Annotated in this window: 22 protein-coding genes; 20 read left to right on the top strand and 2 right to left on the bottom strand. The window is 59.1% G+C overall.

Going from position 1 to position 21,065, the window contains the following annotated elements; all coding sequences use genetic code 11:
• A complete protein-coding gene (locus ABN482_RS02270; RefSeq protein WP_349502470.1) occupies positions 1–357 on the bottom strand; it encodes a cupin domain-containing protein in 357 nt (118 codons plus the stop codon).
• 361 nt (positions 358–718) lie between these two features.
• Between ABN482_RS02270 and ABN482_RS02265 the strand changes: the two genes are divergently transcribed.
• The 19 genes from ABN482_RS02265 (at position 719) to ABN482_RS02175 (ending at position 18,683) form a co-directional block, all read left to right on the top strand.
• Entirely contained in the window at positions 719–967 is a 249-nt protein-coding gene (locus ABN482_RS02265) for a chaperone NapD (protein ID WP_349502469.1), read from the top strand.
• 4 nt (positions 968–971) lie between these two features.
• Positions 972–3,512: a nitrate reductase catalytic subunit NapA gene (napA, locus tag ABN482_RS02260; protein ID WP_349502468.1), complete on the top strand. Its 2,541-nt coding sequence runs from the start codon at positions 972–974 to the stop codon at positions 3,510–3,512.
• A 25-nt stretch (positions 3,513–3,537) separates the two neighbouring features.
• Entirely contained in the window at positions 3,538–4,515 is a 978-nt protein-coding gene (gene napG, locus ABN482_RS02255) for a ferredoxin-type protein NapG (RefSeq protein WP_349502467.1), read from the top strand.
• Positions 4,515–5,513: a quinol dehydrogenase ferredoxin subunit NapH gene (gene napH, locus ABN482_RS02250; protein ID WP_349502466.1), complete on the top strand. Its 999-nt coding sequence runs from the start codon at positions 4,515–4,517 to the stop codon at positions 5,511–5,513. Before napG ends, napH begins: the two co-directional genes overlap by 1 nt.
• Positions 5,513–6,061, top strand: coding sequence for a nitrate reductase cytochrome c-type subunit (locus ABN482_RS02245; protein ID WP_349502465.1), 549 nt, complete (start codon positions 5,513–5,515; stop codon positions 6,059–6,061). The genes napH and ABN482_RS02245 overlap by 1 nt, the downstream gene beginning before the upstream one ends.
• Positions 6,062–6,079: 18 nt before the next feature.
• Positions 6,080–6,727 carry a NapC/NirT family cytochrome c gene (locus tag ABN482_RS02240; protein WP_349502464.1) on the top strand — a complete coding sequence of 216 codons (648 nt, stop codon included), beginning with the start codon at positions 6,080–6,082 and terminating at the stop codon, positions 6,725–6,727.
• 14 nt (positions 6,728–6,741) lie between these two features.
• A complete protein-coding gene (ccmA, locus tag ABN482_RS02235) occupies positions 6,742–7,368 on the top strand; it encodes a cytochrome c biogenesis heme-transporting ATPase CcmA (RefSeq protein WP_349502463.1) in 627 nt (208 codons plus the stop codon).
• Positions 7,365–8,036 carry a heme exporter protein CcmB gene (gene ccmB / locus ABN482_RS02230; protein WP_349502462.1) on the top strand — a complete coding sequence of 224 codons (672 nt, stop codon included), beginning with the start codon at positions 7,365–7,367 and terminating at the stop codon, positions 8,034–8,036. Before ccmA ends, ccmB begins: the two co-directional genes overlap by 4 nt.
• 52 nt (positions 8,037–8,088) lie before the next feature.
• Positions 8,089–8,925, top strand: coding sequence for a heme ABC transporter permease CcmC (gene ccmC, locus ABN482_RS02225; protein WP_349502477.1), 837 nt, complete (start codon positions 8,089–8,091; stop codon positions 8,923–8,925).
• Positions 8,922–9,116 carry a heme exporter protein CcmD gene (gene ccmD, locus ABN482_RS02220; RefSeq protein WP_349502461.1) on the top strand — a complete coding sequence of 65 codons (195 nt, stop codon included), beginning with the start codon at positions 8,922–8,924 and terminating at the stop codon, positions 9,114–9,116. The genes ccmC and ccmD overlap by 4 nt, the downstream gene beginning before the upstream one ends.
• A complete protein-coding gene (gene ccmE, locus ABN482_RS02215) occupies positions 9,113–9,562 on the top strand; it encodes a cytochrome c maturation protein CcmE (RefSeq protein ID WP_349502460.1) in 450 nt (149 codons plus the stop codon). Before ccmD ends, ccmE begins: the two co-directional genes overlap by 4 nt.
• Complete coding sequence (locus ABN482_RS02210) at positions 9,559–11,502, top strand: heme lyase CcmF/NrfE family subunit (protein WP_349502459.1); 1,944 nt, start codon at positions 9,559–9,561, stop codon at positions 11,500–11,502. The genes ccmE and ABN482_RS02210 overlap by 4 nt, the downstream gene beginning before the upstream one ends.
• A gap of 1 nt (position 11,503) precedes the next feature.
• Positions 11,504–12,103: a DsbE family thiol:disulfide interchange protein gene (locus ABN482_RS02205; protein ID WP_349502458.1), complete on the top strand. Its 600-nt coding sequence runs from the start codon at positions 11,504–11,506 to the stop codon at positions 12,101–12,103.
• A complete protein-coding gene (locus ABN482_RS02200) occupies positions 12,100–12,603 on the top strand; it encodes a cytochrome c-type biogenesis protein (protein WP_349502457.1) in 504 nt (167 codons plus the stop codon). Before ABN482_RS02205 ends, ABN482_RS02200 begins: the two co-directional genes overlap by 4 nt.
• A gap of 2 nt (positions 12,604–12,605) precedes the next feature.
• Complete coding sequence (ccmI, locus tag ABN482_RS02195) at positions 12,606–13,304, top strand: c-type cytochrome biogenesis protein CcmI (RefSeq protein ID WP_349502456.1); 699 nt, start codon at positions 12,606–12,608, stop codon at positions 13,302–13,304.
• A gap of 182 nt (positions 13,305–13,486) precedes the next feature.
• The gene (locus ABN482_RS02190; protein ID WP_349502455.1) at positions 13,487–15,751 is read left to right on the top strand and encodes a TonB-dependent siderophore receptor; all 2,265 of its coding nucleotides are present in this window, start codon (positions 13,487–13,489) and stop codon (positions 15,749–15,751) included.
• Positions 15,751–16,839: an ABC transporter substrate-binding protein gene (locus tag ABN482_RS02185; protein ID WP_349502454.1), complete on the top strand. Its 1,089-nt coding sequence runs from the start codon at positions 15,751–15,753 to the stop codon at positions 16,837–16,839. The genes ABN482_RS02190 and ABN482_RS02185 overlap by 1 nt, the downstream gene beginning before the upstream one ends.
• Positions 16,840–16,848: 9 nt before the next feature.
• Positions 16,849–17,868 carry a FecCD family ABC transporter permease gene (locus ABN482_RS02180; RefSeq protein ID WP_349502453.1) on the top strand — a complete coding sequence of 340 codons (1,020 nt, stop codon included), beginning with the start codon at positions 16,849–16,851 and terminating at the stop codon, positions 17,866–17,868.
• Positions 17,869–17,885: 17 nt separating this feature from the next.
• Entirely contained in the window at positions 17,886–18,683 is a 798-nt protein-coding gene (locus ABN482_RS02175; protein WP_349502452.1) for an ABC transporter ATP-binding protein, read from the top strand.
• A gap of 42 nt (positions 18,684–18,725) precedes the next feature.
• On the opposite strand, the gene ABN482_RS02170 is transcribed toward ABN482_RS02175, so the two are convergent.
• On the bottom strand, positions 18,726–18,926 hold the full coding sequence (locus ABN482_RS02170) for a dTDP-4-dehydrorhamnose 3,5-epimerase family protein (protein WP_349502451.1): 201 nt from the start codon (positions 18,924–18,926) through the stop codon (positions 18,726–18,728).
• 128 nt (positions 18,927–19,054) lie between these two features.
• On the opposite strand from ABN482_RS02170, the gene ABN482_RS02165 reads away from it, so the two are divergent.
• Entirely contained in the window at positions 19,055–21,064 is a 2,010-nt protein-coding gene (locus ABN482_RS02165) for a VWA domain-containing protein (protein ID WP_349502450.1), read from the top strand.
• The last annotated feature ends 1 nt before the right edge of the window (position 21,065 follow it).

Genomic DNA, 21,065 nt, shown 5'->3' with positions numbered 1-21,065 from the left:
TCAATCCAGTGCCAGTACGACATAGACTTTGCGCAGGGTTTCGGTGATCTCCCAGACCCCCGTGGTATTACGCGGAAAGAACAGCGTATCGCCGGCATGGATCCTGACGGGTGCCTGGCCCGTCGGGGTGAAGGTGCAGGCACCCGACAGGATATGCATCACTTCGGCGTTGTCGAGCTGGCGTTCGAAGCGGCCCGGTGCGCACTCCCACAGCCCTGTTCCGTGTTCTTCGGCCCCTGCCAGCATGACCTCCAGTGTGCGGGTATGGATGGGTTTGCCGTCCAGCGGCCGTGACACGGTGCCGGAGTCCAGCAGGCCGGTTGCGGTGGCGGCATCGGAAATGACGGTAATGGACATGGTTTGTGCTCCAGGAAGGTGTGATGACCGTTCGCAGGCATGCGGCGGTTTCGCACGGAAAGGTTACGCGCAGGTGCCGTGGTGATGTGACTGATCTGGCGGGGCACAACCGCATTGAATTGCGATTTTCAGGTGTCGGGCGGCAGATTGTTCGGTGTCTGGCCGGGCTTCGTGCAGATGCAGGGACGATACGGCTCGTTAAAGGCAGAACTGCGGATATTTGCTTCTGTTTTCAGTGAAGATGGAAGCGCTATATCCGAAATTAATAACGGATCAATGTTGTCTTGGCACAAAGACCATGCTCGCGTCGTGGCAGTCCAATACGACTGTAGATTCCCTACATCAATTCAAGGATGTTCCTATGCGTATCGCCAGTGTGCTGGTTCGTACCAGTAGCCCGACCAAAACCAAACAGGCACTGCTGGCGATCCCTGGGGTGCAGATACATATCAGCGATGCAGAAAAGCATGCGCTGATTGTCACGGTTGAAGATGGCGAGGGCTATGACGTTGCCGACTCCCTGACATTGGTCAGCAAAGCGGACGGTGTACTGAGTGCCGCACTGGTCTACGAACATACAGATGAACATCCCGAGCAAGTGGGAGCATGAAATCATGAGCATGAACCGACGCGAATTTATCAAGACCAATGCGGTTGCTGCCGCCGCGACCACTGCCGGCATTACGATTCCAGTCGTGGCCCAACCGGTATCCGGAGGGCAGGATGCGATTCGCTGGGACAAGATCCCCTGCCGTTTCTGTGGAACGGGATGTTCCGTACTGGCAGGGGTGCAGGATGGACGGATTGTGGCGACGCAGGGCGATCCTGATGCTGCCGTCAATCGTGGACTGAACTGCATCAAGGGCTACTTTCTGTCCAAGATCATGTACGGGGCTGACCGGCTGACTGAGCCTCTGCTGCGCATGACCAACGGGCAGTATGACAAGAATGGCGAATTTACGCCGATCTCGTGGGATCAGGCCTTTGACATCATGGCCGAGAAATGGAAGGCGGCGCTCAAGGATCATGGTCCCAATGCGATCGGGATGTTTGGCTCCGGGCAATGGACGGTGATGGAAGGGTACGCCGCCGTCAAGCTGATGAAGGCAGGCCTGCGCTCGAACAACCTGGATCCCAATGCCCGCCATTGCATGGCTTCGGCGGTGGCCGGCTTTATGCGGACGTTCGGTATCGATGAACCCATGGGCTGCTACGACGACATGGAAAATGCCGATGCGTTCGTGCTGTGGGGATCGAACATGGCAGAAATGCACCCGATCCTCTGGACGCGCATCACCGATCGCCGCCTGAGCCATGTGGGCAGTGAAGTGCATGTGCTGTCAACGTTCGAGCACCGTTCTTTCGAGCTGGCGGACAACGGCATGATCTTTGTGCCGCAGACCGATCTGGCGATCATGAACTATATCTGCAACCACATCATCCAGACCGGACGGGTCAATACGGACTTCCTCAGCAAGCATGTCAAGTTCAAGGCGGGCGAAGATGATATCGGCTATGGCCTGCGTCCCAACCATCCTCTGGAAGTAGAGGCCACCAGCAATGGCTATATGGGCGAAGATGGTAAGCCCAAGGGTGATACGGGTGCCGCCCGCGACAGCACGTTCGAGGAGTTTGCCGAGTTTGTGTCGGAGTACACGCTGGAAAAGGTGGCCGAGCTGTCCGGTGTACCGGCAGACCGGCTGTTGCGCCTTGCCGAACTGTATGCCGATCCTGACCGCAAGGTGATGTCACTCTGGACCATGGGATTCAACCAGCATACGCGTGGTACCTGGGCCAACAACATGATCTACAACGTGCACTTGCTGACCGGCAAGATCAGCACGCCGGGTTGCGGGCCATTTTCCCTGACGGGTCAGCCCTCTGCCTGCGGTACGGCACGTGAAGTGGGCACATTCGCCCATCGGCTGCCGGCGGACATGGTCATTACCAATCCGGCGCATCGGGCACACAGCGAAGAGCTGTGGCAACTGCCGGAAGGAGCCATTCCTTCGCTGATGGGCTTGCATGCGGTAGCCCAGAGCCGTGCCCTCAAGGATGGCAAGATCAAGTGCTACTGGACAGGTGCAAACAACAACATGCAGGCAGGGCCCAACGTAAACCAGGAAATCTATCCTGGCTGGCGCAACCCGGAAGCCTTCGTGGTGGTATCGGATGTCTATCCCACCGTGTCGGCCCTGTCGGCTGACCTGATCCTGCCGGCTGCCATGTGGGCGGAAAAGGAAGGCGCGTTTGGCAACGCCGAGCGCCGTACCCAGGTCTGGCGCCAGCAAGTCAAGGCTCCGGGCAACGCCAAGAGCGATCTGTGGCAGATGATGGAGTTTTCCCGGCGGTTCCGGGTGGATGAGATCTGGCCGGAAGAACTCATCGCCAAGAAGCCGGAGTTCAGGGACAAGACGCTGTTCGACATTCTCTATGCCAATGGCACAGTGAACAAATACCCGCTGGAAAACCTGGCAGAGGTCAACGGTCATGCCATCCCGAATTACATGAATGACGAGGCCGCCTATTTCGGTTTCTATGTACAGAAGGGATTGTTCGAGGAGTATGCATCTTTTGGCCGTGGGCACGGTCACGACCTGGCCTACTACGACGTTTACCACAAGGCCCGTGGCATGCGCTGGCCCGTCGTGGACGGCAAGGAGACGCTGTGGCGCTTCCGTGAGGGTTATGACCCCTATGTACCGGCGGGCGAGGACTTCCGTTTCTATGGGCACAAGGATGGCAAGGCCATCATTTTCGCCCTGCCCTATCAGGATCCTCCTGAGATGCCGGACGAAGAATACGATATGTGGCTCTGCACCGGGCGTGTGCTCGAGCACTGGCATACCGGTTCGATGACCCGGCGCGTGCCGGAGTTGCATCGGTCCGTCCCGGAAGCCCAGGTATTCATGCACCCGGAAGATGCCATCCAGCGCGGCCTGCAGCGAGGTATGCAGGTCAAGGTCGTGTCCCGTCGTGGCGAAGTCATTGCCCAGTTGGAAACACGTGGCCGCAACAAGCCACCCAAGGGTTTGATTTTCGTGCCTTTCTTTGATGAAAGCCGATTGATCAACAAGCTGACACTGGATGCGACGTGTCCCATCTCCAAGCAGACCGACTACAAGAAATGCGCAGTCAAGGTCTTGCGTGCCTGAAGGGAACGGCGCATAGGGCACCATCATGGACAAGCAGAAAACTCCTTCCTCCCGGCAGGCTGTCGATCCTCAGGATCGACAGGCGGCGAGTGCCCGGCGGCGGTTCATAAAGAACACGGCCGGTACGGTTTGCGCGGGTTGCCTGCTGTCCATGGGCGTGGGCATGTATGCCCGGCAGACCAATGCCCTGCCGGCCACGGCTTTGCGGCCGCCCGGTGCGCTGCCTGAGGAGGATTTTCTGTCGGCCTGCGTGCGGTGTGGCCTGTGCGTGCGTGCCTGCCCCTTCGATACCCTGGTATTGGCGCAGTGGGGGGATCACGTCACGACCGGCACGCCGTATTTCACGGCACGTGAAACACCGTGCGAAATGTGTACGGACATTCCCTGTGCGGCCGCTTGCCCGACGGGTGCCCTGGATCGCTCATTGACCAATATCGATGATGCCGAGATGGGCCTGGCGGTGCTGATCGACCATGAAAACTGCCTGAATTATCTGGGCTTGCGCTGTGATGTCTGCTATCGGGTCTGCCCGTTGATCGACAAGGCGATCACGCTGGAGAAACAGCACAATCCGCGTTCGGATCGGCATGCCCTGATGTTGCCGACTGTTCACGCCGACGCCTGTACCGGCTGCGGAAAATGCGAAAAGGCCTGTGTGTTGCCCGACGAATCCGCGATCAAGGTATTGCCCGTGTCGCTGGCCAAGGCGTCGCGCGCGCAGCATTATCGGCGTGGCTGGGAGGAAAAGGAAGCGGCGGGCGGTCAGTCCCTGATCGGAGATCAACTGGAGGTGCCGGTACGCGGTCTGGAGGATGGCAATACCTTGAATATCCTGCCGGAGCGCACTCCTGCGATGCCGGCGGCAGAGGTGACAGCCCCTGTGCCCGCCAGCCCTGCTCCTGCTCCTGCCGCTGCGCCTGTTGCGCCTCCGCCTGCGATGGGCAAACAGGACGGTGTCATGCCTTTTACCGGCATGGGCCTCAACTCTAAATGGAAACCGTGATGAGCGAGCCTGGCGCGGTATCTCCTTCTTCCGGATCAAGCCGGCCGACCAGCCAGCCCGTTGGGCTGCGTGCGGGTAAACGACCTGGTGCAGAGGCCATTGCCGTCAAGGGCTGGCTGCGTGCGCACAAATGGTTGCTGCTTCGGAGAATCAGTCAGCTCGGCATACTCTTGCTGTTCCTGATTGGACCGTGGTTCGGACTGTGGGTATTGAGGGGCAACCTCAGTGCCAGTCTGGTGCTGGATACGGTTCCTCTGGCGGATCCATTCGTAGCCCTGCAATCGCTGTCCACGGGCTATCTGCCCTACCGTGAAGTGCTTATCGGCGCAGGCATCATGCTGGCGTTCTATCTCTTGCTGGGGGGGCGGCTCTACTGTTCGTGGGTCTGCCCCATGAATATGGTCACGGATGCGGCTGCGTGGCTGCGTCGCCGGCTGGGCATCAAAGGCAACAAGGCACCTGAGGCCTCGACGCGCTACTGGCTGCTCCTGTTCATTCTGTTGACCGCTTTTCTGACCGGTAGCCTGGCATGGGAGTGGGTCAATCCCGTGTCGATCCTGCATCGTGGCCTGATTTTCGGTTTTGGCTTGTCCTGGGGCATCGTGCTGGGCGTGTTTTTGTATGACCTCTTGATTGCCCATCATGGCTGGTGTGGCCATCTCTGCCCGCAAGGAGCCTTTTATGGCCTGCTGGGCCGGGTCGCCGTGCTGCGCATCAAGGCCGCCAGACGCCAGGATTGTGATGACTGCATGGACTGTTTTGCGGTGTGCCCTGAAATGCAGGTCATCCGCCCCGCCCTGAAGGGGGCCGGACAGGAGCATGCCTTGATTCTCGATGGTGACTGTACGACCTGTGGACGATGCATTGATGTGTGTGGCAAGGATGTCTTCCAACTGGCCAGCCGATTCGATCGCGATATCCCATTACTGCCCGTCCGACAGGAAAGGAGTGCCAGGCGCACTTCTCCCGCAGGGCGGGAATCCCCGGAGCAACACTGATGAAAAACCGCATATCGCCTTCCAATTTTTCCAAGCCGGACAAGCCGAATGACCTGCACGTGGCGATGAAAACCCGCAAACCGTCCGGTCTGGGCCGCTATCGATCCTATGGACTGTCACTGTTCGTGATGGCGGCCCTGTCTGCAGGAGGGTTGTTGACGAATGCCCAGGCGCAGGATGATCTCAAGGGGCTGCGCGGCATTGATGTCGCAGAGCCGGATACCTTGCCTGCCGGCACCTTTCGTTCGACGCAGGACAGCGAGTTGATCGAACGCAATTACGAACAGCAGCCACCTGTCATTCCTCACAAGATTGATGGATATGAAATATCCCTGAACTTCAACCGCTGCATGGATTGCCATTCCGACACCCGCTACAAGGAAATGAATGCCACGCGGGTGAGCCAGACGCATTACAAGACGCGCGATGGCCAGGAGCTGGCGAACATATCGCCCCGGCGCTATTTCTGCGTCCAGTGCCATGTGCCTCAGACAGACGCTCGTCCTCTGGTTGAAAACACGTACCAGCGTACAGAACGGCAACATTGATTGTTCAAGGAATTCAGCATGAAAACGAATGGAAAACTGGTAAGACTGAAAGCCTGGGCATACGAGCGGCGGAAAATGCTGGCGATTGCCTGCGGCAGTTTTGTGCTTGGCATCTTGGCACTGGTGGGTTTCATGGTGGGTCTGGAAGCGACCAATACGGAAAAATTCTGTATTTCCTGCCACGAGATGGGCGACAACGTCTATCTGGAATATCGGAACACCATCCACTATCAGAGTGCATCGGGCGTACGGGCGATCTGCTCGGACTGCCACGTACCCAAGGAGTTCTGGCCCAAGATGTATCGCAAGCTCGAGGCCTACAACGATGTGTTGCAGACGATTCTGGGCAAGGTGGATACGCCCGAAAAGTTCAACCAGCATCGGCGTGAAATGGCGGAGCGCGAGTGGGCCCGGATGCGGCGCAGCGATTCCAGTACATGCCGTAGCTGTCACAAGTCAGATCACTTCGACTTCTCACAGCAGAACAGGCGTGCTTCCACCATGCACCAGCAAGGATTGCTGGAGGAAGGCAAGACGTGTATCGATTGCCACAAGGGAATTGCCCACAGACTGCCTCCGGTTGATCAGGGCATCGGTGCGGAACGATCCGATGCGGTTGCCCCGTCGACCCTGCATCCCGATACGGCGAATTCATCGCCTCACTGAACCAGGAGAGCATCATGGTGCTGCGTGTCCAGGATCTGAGCTGCATGAAAGGCGATCGTCTGCTGTTTCGCGGACTGGCGTTGTGGGCAAAGCCGGGCATGATTCTGCGCGTGGCGGGTGGTAACGGCATTGGCAAGAGCAGCCTGCTGCGTATCCTGGCCGGGTTGGCGGCACCTGAAGGCGGTTCCATAGAGTGGGCGGGTCGCCCGGTCGAGGCTGACCGGGATGGCTTTCGGCGCTGCCTGTTCTATCTCGGCCATGCGGCTGCAACCCATGAATTGCTCAGTCCCTGCGAAAACCTGCGCTGGGCCTGCGCCAGCGCAGGGGAGCCGCAGCCGGATCGCAACCTGCATGCCGCGCTTGAGCAGGTGGGCCTTGAGCGCGAGATGGAGATGCCGTTGCGCATGCTGTCTCAAGGGCAGCGGCGACGCGCCAGTCTGGCACGGCTGTTCCTGTCGGCACAGCGTCCCCTGTGGCTGCTGGACGAACCGTTCGTCGCGCTGGATGTCGAGGCCGTCGGGCGGGTGGTGCAAGCCATACAGGCGCATTGTGCTCGGGGCGGTACGACAGTGCTGACCACGCACCAGGATGTCCCATTCGGCTTGCCGGTGTCCTGTGTCGATCTGGGAGCCTACGCATGAGACAGGTTTTTCTCTCTGTCTTGCAGCGAGATCTGTTGCTGGTCTGGCGCAATCGTATGGATGCGGTGACGACACTGGGCTTCCTGGTTGTGGTGGCCAGTCTGTTTCCTCTGGGGATCGGGGCAGATCCGGCCCGCCTGGCCGCAATCGGTCCTGGCGTGATCTGGGTGGCGGCCTTGCTGTCGGTGCTGCTGTCATTGCCGCGGCTGTTTGCCCAGGATCATGACAATGGCACCCTGGAGCAATTGGTGCTCTCGGGTGAGCCGGCTGTGGTGTGGGTCCTGGCCAAGCTGCTGGCATTCTGGCTGGGAGCCTGCCTGCCGGTCATCCTGGCGACGCCGTTGCTGGCGCTCTGGTTCCAGTTGCCAGCCAGCGCATTGCCTGCGCTGGTGACAGGGTTGCTGCTGGGCACACCGGTACTGGCGATGCTGGGTGCCATCGGTGCCGCGCTGACGCTGGGCCTGCGCAATGGCGGTATGTTGCTGGGGTTGCTGGTACTGCCACTGTATATCCCTGTGCTGATTTTCGGTGCCGGTGCGGTCGAGGCGGACCTGTCCGGCACGGGTGCGCGTGCGCACCTGCTGTTGCTTGGGGGGATCTGTGCTGCCACGTTGGCACTGGCACCCTGGGCCTGTTCTGCCTCTCTGAACATTGCCATGGAGTCCTGACATGAATTCGAATGCCTCCATTTCTTCATTGCCAGCCGCACCCCTGTCGGGAATGACCCAGACAGGCCCGGGCGACCTGCAGGTTGACAGCCCTGCCAGGCGTGTGCGGCTGTTTCATTTTGCTGCGCCACAAAATTTCTATTCCCTGGCTGGCCGGGTTGCGCCCTGGAGCGCTGTGCTTGCCATGTTGCTGGCGCTGGTGGGGCTGTGGCTGGGCTTCTGGGTCGCGCCGACCGATGCACAGCAGGGTGAGGTCTACCGGATCATTTTCATCCATGTTCCTGCCGCCTGGATGTCGATGCTGGTGTATCTGGCCATGGCGTTCTGGTCAGTCATCGGCCTGGCATTCAATACGCGGCTGTCGTTCGTGATGAGCCAGGCGCTGGCCCCGACAGGTGCCCTGTTCTGCGTGATAGCCCTGTGGACCGGTGCCTTGTGGGGGCGACCGACCTGGGGTGCCTACTGGGTATGGGATGCACGCCTGACCTCACAATTGCTGTTGTTGTTCCTCTACCTTGGTCATATCGCCCTGACGCGTGCCATCGATGATCCCCGCCGTGCAGACCGGACGGGTGCCTTGATTGCGTTGGTAGGGGCGGTCAATGTGCCGATCATCTATTTTTCGGTGAGTTGGTGGAATACCCTGCATCAGGGGGCATCCGTCAGCCTGACGCGAGCACCCAGCATGGCGACGACCATGTTGCTGGGCATGCTGGCGCTGACTTTTGCTGCCTGGTTCTACACGATTGCCGTCACCTTGTGGCGGGCCCGCAGCCTTGTGCTGGTGCGTGAGCGCCATGCTGGATGGGTAACACAAATGCTGGATAGCCGCCTGGCCGCTGCCTCGGTAGTTGGAAACCATGCCGGCGATCTGAAAGGAGGTCGATGATGGTCTGGTCATCCTGGTCTGAGTTCTGGAAAATGGGCGGTCATGCCTGGTTTGTATGGGGCAGCTACGGTGTGTGTGCGGCGCTGCTGTTGGTCGAAGTATTGCAGTTGCGTGCGGGGGCGCGTGCCTCGCTGCACAGACTGTTGCGCTGGCGGCGGGCGACAGCTGCCAGACAGGGAGCATCATCATGAAAACACGGCACAAGCGTCTTGCGCTGATCATGGGCGGACTGGGGCTGTTGACGGCAGCGGTCATGCTGGTCCTGTCGGCCTTTCAGGACAATCTGGTGTTTTTTCACTCTCCCAGCGAGATATTGCAGGGTCAGGCCACACCGGAGCGGATGTTGAGGATAGGCGGCATTGTTGAGGAAGGATCCGTGCAGCGTCAGGCAGATGGGTTGAGCGTCAAGTTTGCCGTGACCGATACGGCCAGTTCGATTCCTGTGGTGTACCAGGGCTCGTTGCCTGATCTTTTCCGGGAAGGCAAGGGTGTCGTGGCGCAGGGGCGGCTGGATGAAGCAGGCCTGTTCCATGCCAGTCAGGTGCTGGCCAAACACGATGAGAACTACATGCCGCCCGAAGCTGCGGATGCCTTGCAGCAGGCGCAGAAAAGCATGCTGACGGTGGTGCAGCCATGATTCCGGAGCTTGGCCACTATGCGCTGCTGCTGGCCTTTGCGTTGGCATTGGTACAGGCTGTCGTTCCCCTGGTGGGTGCCAGGTCAGGTCGATTGGCCTTGATGCGTGTCGGGCGTGCTGCAGCCCATGCCCAATTGCTGTTCATTGCCCTCGCCTATGCTGCATTGACCTGGGCTTTCGTGATCAGTGATTTCTCGGTGCGCTATGTCGTCTTGCATTCCAATACCGCGACGCCATTGATCTATCGGATCACGGCGGTCTGGGGCAGCCATGAGGGGTCATTGTTGTTGTGGAATCTGGCGCTGGCTGCGTGGGCCGTTGCCGTCGCCCGCTATTCGCGTAGCCTGCCGGATGATTTCTCGGCACGTGTCATGGCCGTGCTCGGCTGGGTGGGAGCGGGATTTCTGGCCTTCATGCTGCTGACATCGAATCCGTTTGTGCGCATGTTGCCGGCTGCTGCCGAAGGACGTGACCTGAATCCTTTGCTGCAGGATCCAGGCATGATCATCCATCCACCCTTGCTGTATATGGGCTATGTCGGATTTTCAGTGGCGTTTGCCTTTGCCATTGCCGCCTTGTTGTCCGGGCGACTGGATGCAGCGTGGGCGCGCTGGTCGCGTCCCTGGACCACAGCGGCCTGGGTATTCCTGACCGCGGGCATTGCAGTAGGTTCTGGCTGGGCCTATTACGAATTGGGTTGGGGCGGCTGGTGGTTCTGGGATCCGGTCGAGAATTCGTCGCTGATGCCCTGGTTGCTCGGCACGGCGCTGATACATTCCCTGGCCGTGACTGAAAAGCGCGGTGCGTTCCGCAGTTGGACCGTGCTGTTGGCGATCGGTACGTTTTCATTGTCTCTGCTGGGGGCGTTCCTGGTGCGCTCCGGTGTGCTGACCAGCGTGCATGCCTTTGCGGTGGATCCCAGCCGTGGCCTGTTCATTCTGAGTTTTCTGGTGGCAGTGATCGGTTCTTCCCTGTTGCTCTATGCCTGGCGCGCGCCCACGCTGGGTGGGGGTGGGCGTTTCAGCCTGGTGTCGCGCGATGCGGCGTTGCTGGGCAATAACATGCTGCTGGCGGTCGTGACGGCATCGGTGCTGTTGGGCACGCTGTATCCCCTGTTCATGGATGTGCTGAAACTGGGCAAGATTTCGGTCGGCCCGCCTTATTTCGAAGCCGTCTTCGTGCCGCTCATGACGCCTGTGGTGATCCTGATGATGCTGGGGACGTTCCTGCGCTGGAAGGATGACGATCCTGCCATCTTGCTGCGACGGGTGGCTCCGGCATTTGCCATGAGCATCCTCGTGGGGGTGCTGTCAGCCCTGCTGCACCAGCAACTTGGCTGGCGGGCCGGGCTGGGCCTGGGGCTTGCAGCCTGGGTGGTACTGGCCAGCGTGCAACTGCTGATGAGTCAGTTGCGTGCCAGGGGCCGTGCGACACTGCGCGAACGGTTTACTTCCGTGCCTGCTGCCTGGTGGGGAATGTGGCTGTCGCACCTGGGTATCGGTGTGTTCATCATCGGTGTCACTCTGGTGGGCAGCCTGGATGAAAACCGTGATGTGCGCATGCAGCCGGGAGACAGCGTGGCGTTTGCCGGGCATGAATTGCGTTTCGAAGGTATCCAGGATTTCGGCAGGTCGAATTATGATGCGGCGCGGGCAACCTTCACGCTGTCTTACGAAGGACGAACGGTCGGTACGCTGTTGCCGGAAAAACGGTTGTATATCGCGCAGCAGATGCCAATGACAGAGGCTGCGCTGGACATCGGTTTCTGGCGTGATTTCTATGTCGCCCTGGGTGAGCCGCTGGATCAGGACGCCTGGATCGTGCACCTGTATTACCGGCCGTTCATCAGCTGGATATGGGCTGGCTGCGCATTGATGGGGCTGGGTGGTGTCCTGGCCGCGCTGGACCGGCGCTACCGGCGCAGGAAAAAGGGAGCATGACATGAAACTGCGCTTTGTCGTACCTGCTGTGCTTTTGCTGATGCTGGCTGGTTTCCTGGCCTATGGCCTGACATTGGACCCGCGCAGCTTGCCGTCAGCGTTGATCGATCGACCCGTACCTGCCTTTGCGCTGAAACGGCTGGATGCGCCGGAGCAGACCTTCTCGCCCCAGGACATGCGTGGCAAGGTCTGGCTGCTCAATGTATGGGCTTCCTGGTGCGTCGCCTGCCGTGAGGAACATGAGGCACTGATGGAGATTGCCCGGCGCGATATGTTGCCGGTCGTGGGCCTGAGCTACAAGGAAGTGCGCGGAGCCGGTATCAATGTGAGTGGCATGGCCGCCGATGCCGAGATGGCCCAGGCGCGTGAGCGCGCAACCATATGGCTGAACAATCGGGGCGATCCCTATGTTTTGACAGCCATGGATGTGGATGGGCGCACGGCCATCGATCTGGGCGTCTATGGTGTGCCGGAAACCTTCCTGATTGATGGCGAGGGAAGGATACGCTATCGCCATCTGGGGCCGATCACGGTCAGCAAGCTGGAGCAGGAGTTGTTGCCCATGTTGCGTGCTGCGGGCGCACTGGGAGTGGCACCATGATAGAAACAAGAGGGTTGGCACACATACGGTATGGCCTATGCGCAGTCTTTGTGCTGCTGTGTATGCTGGTCGGTGCGGGGGCGATGGCTCAGACCGGGGCAGAGGCTTCGCGCGAGGCCGCCAGCCTGGAGGCGCAGGTACAGAGGATTGCTTATACGCTGCGGTGCCTGGTATGCCAGAACCAATCGATTGCCGAGTCCAATGCCCCACTGGCGCTGGATCTGCGTGAGCAGGTGCGCGAACAGTTGCAGCAGGGACGTACCGAAACCGAGATTGCCGACTATATGGTTGAACGCTATGGCGATTTTGTGCTTTATCGGCCGCCCTTGAAGGGGGCGACGCTGTTGCTCTGGATCGGACCGTTCCTGTTATTGCTGGCGGGGGCGAGCTGGCTGATCGTGTTGCTGCGCAGACGGGCCCGCCAGGACCGGAGTGTCCTGACGCCGGCCCAGCGGCAGCAGGCACAGGCATTGCTTGATGACACACCTGAACGGAGCTGAACATGGATGGGTCTTATATGATGCTGCTGTTCGTCCTGTTGGCGGTAGGCATGACAGTCGCCACGGCATGGTGGATTGCGTTGCCTCTGGTGCGTGGCGTGCGGTCAGCGGGCATGGCACCGCTCGGGCAAGCGCCCGGAGGCGCTGCGGCGGTTGTGGGCCAGAGCCTGGATATCCAGGCCGGGGCTGCGCTGGATGTACTGCGTGAGCAGCGGCGTGACCTGCAGCGGGAACATGCAGCTGGCTTGCTGGATGCTGCTGCATTTGATCAGGCGATGACGGAACTGGAGCTGCGGGCTCTGTCAGACGGGCAGCAACAGATTCAGCAACAGACTGCGACACCCCAGCCGCGCTGGGCGTGGGGTGTCATGGTCTGGCTTGTCGTGATGCCATTGGCAGGCTATCTGGTGCTGGGCAACCAGACCGCAGTCGAGCCTGTCAACAATCAGCCCGCTGTAGAAGTCAATAATGCGCAGGCACTGGCAGAAATGGTCGATGGCCTGGCCCGACGTCTTGATGAAGGTGTAGGTACGCCATCGGAATGGGCCATGCTGGCCAGATCCTATCTCGTGCTGGAAAACTATGCAGGCGCAGCACATGCCTATGAACGGCTGCTGGTCCTGATCGGGCCGGATGATCCGAATGCTGCGGATGTGCAGGCGGCCCTGGTGGAAGTACGGCTGCAACTGGCGAAGCCATAAAAGAACCGAGCCTGAGTGCTGCCAGCAGGCCTTGAATGTGGGTCATGACGTGCCCCAGGATTCGACCCCTGGGGCACGTTCACGTGGTCTTTGTGGAATGACAAACTGAATGCATGTTTGCTGTAGATCCCATGTCGTGAATATTGTTATATATGTAGAAATATAACGAAGATGGAAGCAACATGAAGTCCCGCAGCATCAAGCATCAAATCCAGTCGTACCGTGTTTCCCGTATTTTTGCAGTTATCGCCGCTGCCTTTCCCCTGGTTCCCCTGCCTGTCTACGCTCAGCCGGAACATGTCCCAGCCGTCACGGATCTGCCTGTAATCACGGTTTCCAGCAAGTCCGAACCGCTGACGGTCGGGGAGCCGGAAGACATACAGGGGCACAACAATTACGTCGTTACACGCTCCGATACCGGCAGCAAGACGGAACAACCCAACCGCTGGGTACCGCAATCCGTCATTACTGTCCCGGAAATGGTGATCAGGCAGCAGGGCAATACCAGTGTCTCATCTGCCCTTGAAAATGTTTCGGGAGTCACGAATATTCGTCCTTCCTACTACCCGCTGGATCAATGGTCGGATGCTTATATTCGTGGTTTTCGAACCAGCATGACATTGTATGACGGGCTTTGGGATCCCACGCCGTTTGGTAACTCCTGGATGGGAAATGTCGAACGGGTCGAGGTTCTCAAGGGACCGGCGGGTTTGCTGTATGGGGCCTATTCGGGCGATATCGGCGGCATCATCAATGTCAGGACCAAACAGCCGAAAAAGGATTTCTATGCCGAAGCAACGGCTGAAACCGACAGCTATGGTTCAACGGGGCTGGTTGCAGATCTATCAACACCAATTTCAAACGACAAGACCTGGCTGTTGCGCATCGTCGGCAATGTCGGGAAATACAAATCCTTCTATAAAAACTCGGATACCGACAAGCGGAATATCCAGGTTTCGCTTGAGGGCCTGGCGACTGACAGCGACAGGCTCAAGTTCACGTATGAATATCGCTGGCAAAAAGCTTTTCCCTATAGTGGTCAACCTGGATATGGCGTGATCGGTTCAGGAGACAGCGCACATCTGGTGTCGTTCGGTAGCTTCAAGGATGACTTGAATCTCTTTGACCCGCGCTCATACTGGGAGTACGAGAGTAATACTGGCCGTGCAACCTGGGAGCACAGGTTCAATGATCGCTGGTCTTTCCGGAGCCACAGCCAGGTCACGGAGACATCGCGCGATGTGTTTTCCATCTCGGCTGACCCGAGCTTTGTCAATGGCTCTCCGCTGTATACACAGTATGCGCAGAATATTCGCATGGGGCCTGTCCGAGCCTACGATACGGATAACATGATCAATGGGCGATTTGCTGCGCTTGGCATGGATCATGACTTGGTCGTTGGGGCCCGGTACGCAGTCATCAAATACGATATGAACATGGCGCGCCCTACCCCCTATCAGTTTCGCAATTATCGCTTCACCGATCCGGACTCTCCGAACTGGGGGCAGCCGGCGGGCAATGTCAGTCAGTACATGTACGGGCATTCGGATACCAGGCAGTCCAATTTTTACATAAACGACACCTTGTCCCTGACAGACCGGCTGCGGATTGTCGGCGGTGCGAATTATGTCGACTACACGACCAAATCCAGTTCCGGTATGAATCCCGCACGACTGTCCCAGTCAAGAACCTCCGGGAATGGTTTTGCCTGGCGCGTGGGCATGCTGTATGACATTACGTCCAACGTGACACCCTATGTGTCCTATTCGACGACCTTCAAGCCTCAGGGTACCAATACGACCGATGACGGCACCATCCAGTCTTTTTCTCCGCTCAAGGGTGAACAGATCGAAGGCGGTGTGAAATTTGATATCGATAACAAGGCATCCATCACGGCGGCTATCTACCAGATCACTCTTTCAAATGTGACACAAGCAGATCCTGATCCCGTCCGAGGCACTCTGGGGTATGAGGTACAAACCGGCAAGCAGCGCTCTCGCGGGTTTGAGCTGGATGGAACCTATCGCCTGCAGCCTGGTTGGAACATGCTTTTCTCCTATGCCTACACGGATGCCAGCTATGTCCGGGATGATACCTATGAGGTAGGGTCAGGCGTGCCTAACGTGCCCCGCCACGCGGTTCGTCTGTGGAGCACCTACGACATCCAGGAAGGGCCGCTGCAGGGATTTGGTTTTGGGGCAGGCATCCGGGCCGTCAGTTCGCGCCAGGCAGCCTTGGTCAATAAGGCAACGCCACAACTGTCGGCTACCCTGCCAGGCTATGCCACGTTTGACGCAATGGCCTATTACGCCTACCGGAACATGAAGATCACGCTGAACCTGTATAACCTTTTCGATCGTGACTACACGGCTGGATCCAATGGGTATGCATGGCTCTATCCGGGTGAGCCATTCCACGCGGCGCTGCGACTGCAGGCGAGCTTCTGATGATGGCTGGCTGGCAATGGCGTACGGATGTGCTATTGCGGCCCGGGATGCGGGCCGCAATAGTCAGGGGGATATTGACTCTCCTGATGGTTGTCTGTTCGGCAGGGGTACATGCCCGGGACGTGACGGATATGGCGGGGCGCACGGTGACGCTTCCTGAACGGATCACCAGTATCTATTCGTCCTCGCATCCGGTATCTCTCCTGTTATATGCCCTGGCACCGGAAATGCTGGTTGGCATCAACTATCGTATCCGGGAAGATCTGCGTCCTTATCTGCCGAAAGCGGTTGTTGAGTTGCCGGTAATCGGTGCCGTGATGGGGCACGGCGGCAAGATGGATCCCGAGGAAGTATTGCGGCTTGGGCCGGATGTGGTCATCGTCTGGCTGGATAGATTCAGCGATAACGAACGGATCCTCGCTCAGTTCGACAAGGTTGGGCTGCCAGTCGTTTTTGTCAGGCTGGACACGCTGGAAGATCATCCGGAAACTCTTCGTTTTCTGGGTGATCTGCTGGGGCGCGAGGAGCGAGCAGGCATGCTTGAGATTTATATCTCCAATGTGCTGGGCAAACTGCATGATACGGTGGGACGTATTGCGCCAGAGGCGCGCCGGCAAGTCTATTATGCTGAAGGCCCCGATGGCCTGGCGACGGAATGCGATGAATCCTGGCATGCCGAGGCGATCATTCTGGCAGGTGGCAGCAATGTCCATCGTTGCAAGCAGACTCGTCATGTTGGTATGGATCGCGTCAGTCTGGAACAGATCATGCTCTACAGGCCGGATTTCGTGCTTGCACAGGATGAGAAGTTTACCCAGACCGTTCTTTCCAATCCTGCCTGGCAAGGCATTCCTGCGATTGATGCAGGAGCGATTTCTTTTGCTCCTACGCTGCCATTCAACTGGATTGATCGGCCACCGAGTTTCATGCGCGCAATAGGTGCCCAATGGCTTGCCAATAGACTGTATCCAGCGATTTATCCGCTCGATATCAAAGAAGAAACACGGAGGTTCTACCGGCTTTTTCTTGATGTGGAGCTGGATGATGCGCAAATTTCCAGGATTCTGGCAGGGCAGTCGCAAGGATAAATGTCGAGCATGCCGATACGCAGTATTCGTACGGGTCTGGTGATTTTGCCAGTCCTGTTGGTATTCAGCATTTGCTTTGCCCTCACTGTCGGTCGATATCCGTTGACGCTGACAGACATCCTGGCATGGGCTGGCACACGTCTGGATCTGACCTCCATGGCACAGGATTCGTTCCAGACCTTTGATCGCATCATCATGGAAGTACGGCTGCCCCGGATCCTGGCGGCTGCTTTGGTGGGGGCGGCGCTGGCATCATCGGGTTGTGCGTTTCAGGCCGTGTTCCGCAATCCGTTGGTATCTCCCGGTATTCTTGGGGTCTTGAGCGGGGCCAGTTTTGGTGCGGCGCTGGGGATGCTGGTGCTGGGAAACTGGTTGTATGTGCAATTGTCGGCGTTCGGCATGGGCCTGCTTGCCGTGGGGCTTGGCGTGCTGGTTGCCCGATTGTTCGGGGGGGGATCGCTGATCATGCTGGTATTGGGCGGGATGATCTCGGCGGCATTGTTTACTTCAGGCCTGTCTATCGTCAAATATCTCGCGGATCCCTATGAGCAGTTGCCCTCCCTGATCTATTGGCTGATGGGTAGCTTGGGCGGACTGGACTGGTTGCAGATACAGTGGGCGTCAGGTCCGATATTGGTTGGTATCTTTCTCCTGGCGCTTTCTGGTCGAGCCCTGGATGCACTGACCATGGGTGATGATGAAGCGCGTACGCTAGGTATCCCCGTGGCATTTGTACGCTATGGGGTGATTGGGGCGGCAACATTGGTGTCATCGCTATCGGTGTCGCTGGTCGGTATGATTGGCTGGCTGGGGCTTGTCATCCCTCACGTTGCCCGGCTGCTGTTTGGGCCTGGCAATGTAGGCCTGATCCCGGGGAGCGCCTTGCTCGGTGCCATCTTCCTGGTCTGTGTAGATACTTTGGCGCGTAGCCTGACGCATGCAGAATTGCCGATTGGGGTCTTGACGGACTTGTTGGGTATTCCGCTTTTCCTGCTGGTGCTGGGCAGGGCCAGACGTGCGTGGACGTGATGTTACGGAAAACACAGATGAACCAAGCCAAGCACGAGCAGGAGGTCGTCACGCTTCAGGCCAGTCGTCTTTCTTTCAGTCATGGTGTCCGTACGGTTCTGACGGAGATCGAGTTCTCGCTGAGGCAAGGCGAAATCGTTGCCTTGCTGGGTGCAAATGGTGCAGGCAAAAGTACGCTGTTTCGTCTCTTTCTGGGGCTGATCAGGCCAAAGGGGGGTGTGGTCTGCCTCCAGGGACGAAATATTGCGACCTGGTCCGCACGCGATATCGCCAGGCGTATCGCTTATGTCCCTCAAGGCCATACGGCAGTGTTTCCTTATACGGTGCGTGAGGTGGCCATGCTGGGACGCATTGCCGAGACACGCCTGATCCTTCCGCCAAATGCGCAAGACAGGGCTGTGGTCGATCAGATACTCGGGCGGATGGGGCTTTTGCATCTGGCAGATCAGCCATATACGGAAATTTCAGGAGGCGAAAGGCAATTGACCCTGATTGCCCGTGCCCTTGCCCAGGGGGCGCGCCTGCTGATTCTGGACGAACCGACGAGCAGCCTGGATTTTGGTAACCAGGTCCGTTTGCTCAAACACTTGCGTGGCTTGGCTGCCGAGGGACATGGCATTCTGTTTTCTACGCATCTTCCTGAACAGGCGGCACGGACAGCTACCCGTATCGCAGTACTGCATCAGGGGCGCATTATGGTGGACGGTGCACCGAATGAGGTCATGACATCGAAGCTCATTGGGACAATTTATAACCTCAGGCTGGTGAGCCGTGAAACCGGCGACGAGTGGGAGCCCGTTGATGATGCGCTGTAAATAGGTTGCCGGATGTCCTGGTCGGGACAAAGCCCACCTGCCCTATGGCCTTTGCAACTCCGGATTGTCCCGATCCTTCTCCGCCAGTATCGGCTCGACCCCACCCGGCCAGACGATGCCGATCTTGGGATCGTCCCAGCGCAGCCCGCGCTCCAGATCCCGGCACCAGTAGTCGGTGGTCTTGTGGAAAACGTCGGGCTCGATGAGCTTGATGTCGGGCAGTCGAGTGTCGGTGATGCGCATGGTGTGGGTGACGTGTATGGCCGAAATAGGGGCATGTAAGCCTACCGCTGCAATTGTGCCTGAAATCCGGTTCTGCTCAAGGTGCCGATCTGCCAGTCTGGCTGCTATGCTTCGCCATTATGAAATCGATGCGTGCCCTTCTTTCACTGTGGCTCATGCTTGCGGCATGGGCGTGCGTGGCTGCCGACAGCACCGCACCGTTGCTGCAGCCTGGCCGCCAGACGCTGTACCAGCGCGTGTTGGCCGCTCAGGATTGCATTCTGCATGACACGGCGGGTGGGTCGGTCGCTGCGGGTGATCCGGGTTCAATCCGGATACTGCCACCCCTGAGTCGGCATTATGTCTATGCCCGCCAGCGTGCCGCCGATGGCAGCGACTGGCTGCAGGTCGGGCCGGATGCCCATGGGCAGCGCAGCGGCTGGATCCCTGCTGCCTGCGCGGTCGAATGGAATACGCAGTTGACGCTGGCCCTGACCAGCCCGGCCCGGCGCGACCCGCTGTTGTTTTTCGAGCATCGCGAACAGCTTGAGGATCTGCTCCTGCAACCCGACCGGGGGGCAAGGCTGGATACCCTGCAGGCCCGGTTGCAGCACACGGGCCAGGCCGATGGCGTGCTGGCCCGGGAGCCTTCCGTGGCCATTGACCCGCAGCGGCAGTTCTATCTGCTGCCCGTGCTGTCGGGCGAGGAAATCATGACGCCCGATGGTCAGGTGGTCAGGCTGCTGGAAGTCGCCTCGCTCAACGCCAGTCGTGCCGCAGGGCCGGCAACGGGCCGGTCGCTTGCGATGACGGATGCAACAGCAAGCGCAGCAGGTACGTTGCGCACCGCCGTGGTGTTCGTCATCGACACGACCATTTCCATGCGTCCCTACATCGACCAGACTCGCGACATGATCCGGCAGGTCTATGCCCGGATGCGGGCGCAGGGGCAGACCCAGGACGTACGCTTCGGCATGGTGGCCTATCGCTCCAACGTTGCCGCCGTACCCGGCCTCGAATACACCAGCCGCATCTATGCCGACCCCAGCCAGGCCAGCGACGAAGCCACTTTCATGGCCCAGGTGGCCGATATCCGGCAGGCAACCGTTTCCAGCAGCCGCTTCGACGAAGATGCCTACGCGGGTGTCATGCAGGCCATCGATGGGATCGACTGGAGCGGCTTCGATGCCCGCTATATCGTTCTGGTGACCGATGCGGGCGCGCTTGATGCAGCCGATGCCCTGTCCTCGACCGGACTGGATGCTGCCCAGGTCCGGCAGGCGGCAGCCGATGCCGGTATCGCCATTTTTGCGCTGCACCTGCGCACGCCGGCGGGACGGCGCAACCATGCGCGTGCCGAGCAGCAATATCGCGTATTGGCGCAGCACGCGGCGGCCGATGCCCCGCTGTATTACCCGATTGATGCGGGCAATGTGCGCACCTTTGGTCGCAGAATCGGTGCCCTGACCGAAACGCTGGTCGAGCGAGTTGGCGGGCGTGCCGGTACTGACGGGCAAGAGGTGGCCCTGGCAGGCATTGTCAGGCCTGACCAGAAAAAGGCAGATACCGACGATGCCGATCAGCAGATTCGTCACGATGCTGCCCAGGTAGGCCATGCCATGCAGTTGTCCTGGCTGGGGGGGCGCAGTGCCGCCAGCGTGCCGACGGTCCTGCGTGGCTGGATCAGCGATCATGACTTGCGCCGGCCGGATGTGCCGGCGACCGAAGCGCGAGTGCTGCTGACCAAGGCACAATTGAGCGATCTGAGCGATGCCGTCAGGCAAGCACTGGAGGCCGTCGAATCCGGATTCGGATCGGAGCAGGACATGTTTGCCCGACTGCGCAGCGTGGCCGCTTCCATGGGCACCAACCCGGATGAGGCCGCCCGGCGCGATGACCTGTCCGGGGACGTGTCTCCCGGCATGCGGGTCGGTGAATATCTGGACAGCCTGCCCTATCGCAGTGCCATCATGTCGCTTGATGAAGAGGCCTGGCGCAGTTGGGATCGCCAGACGCAGGCAGCCTTCATCGATGGGCTCAAGGCGCGCCTGCGGCTCTATGAACGCTACAACGAAGATGTCGATCGCTGGATCTCGCTGGCGCACGATGGCGATGTGCGCGATGATGTCTACCCTGTTCCTCTCGAAATGATGCCCTGAC

It is taken from the genome of Corticimicrobacter sp. (assembly GCF_040137905.1).
In the GTDB taxonomy this organism is placed as follows: domain Bacteria; phylum Pseudomonadota; class Gammaproteobacteria; order Burkholderiales; family Burkholderiaceae_B; genus Corticimicrobacter.
The sequence above is the reverse complement of the archived record's forward strand: the minus strand, read 5'-3'. Positions and strand labels throughout refer to the sequence as shown.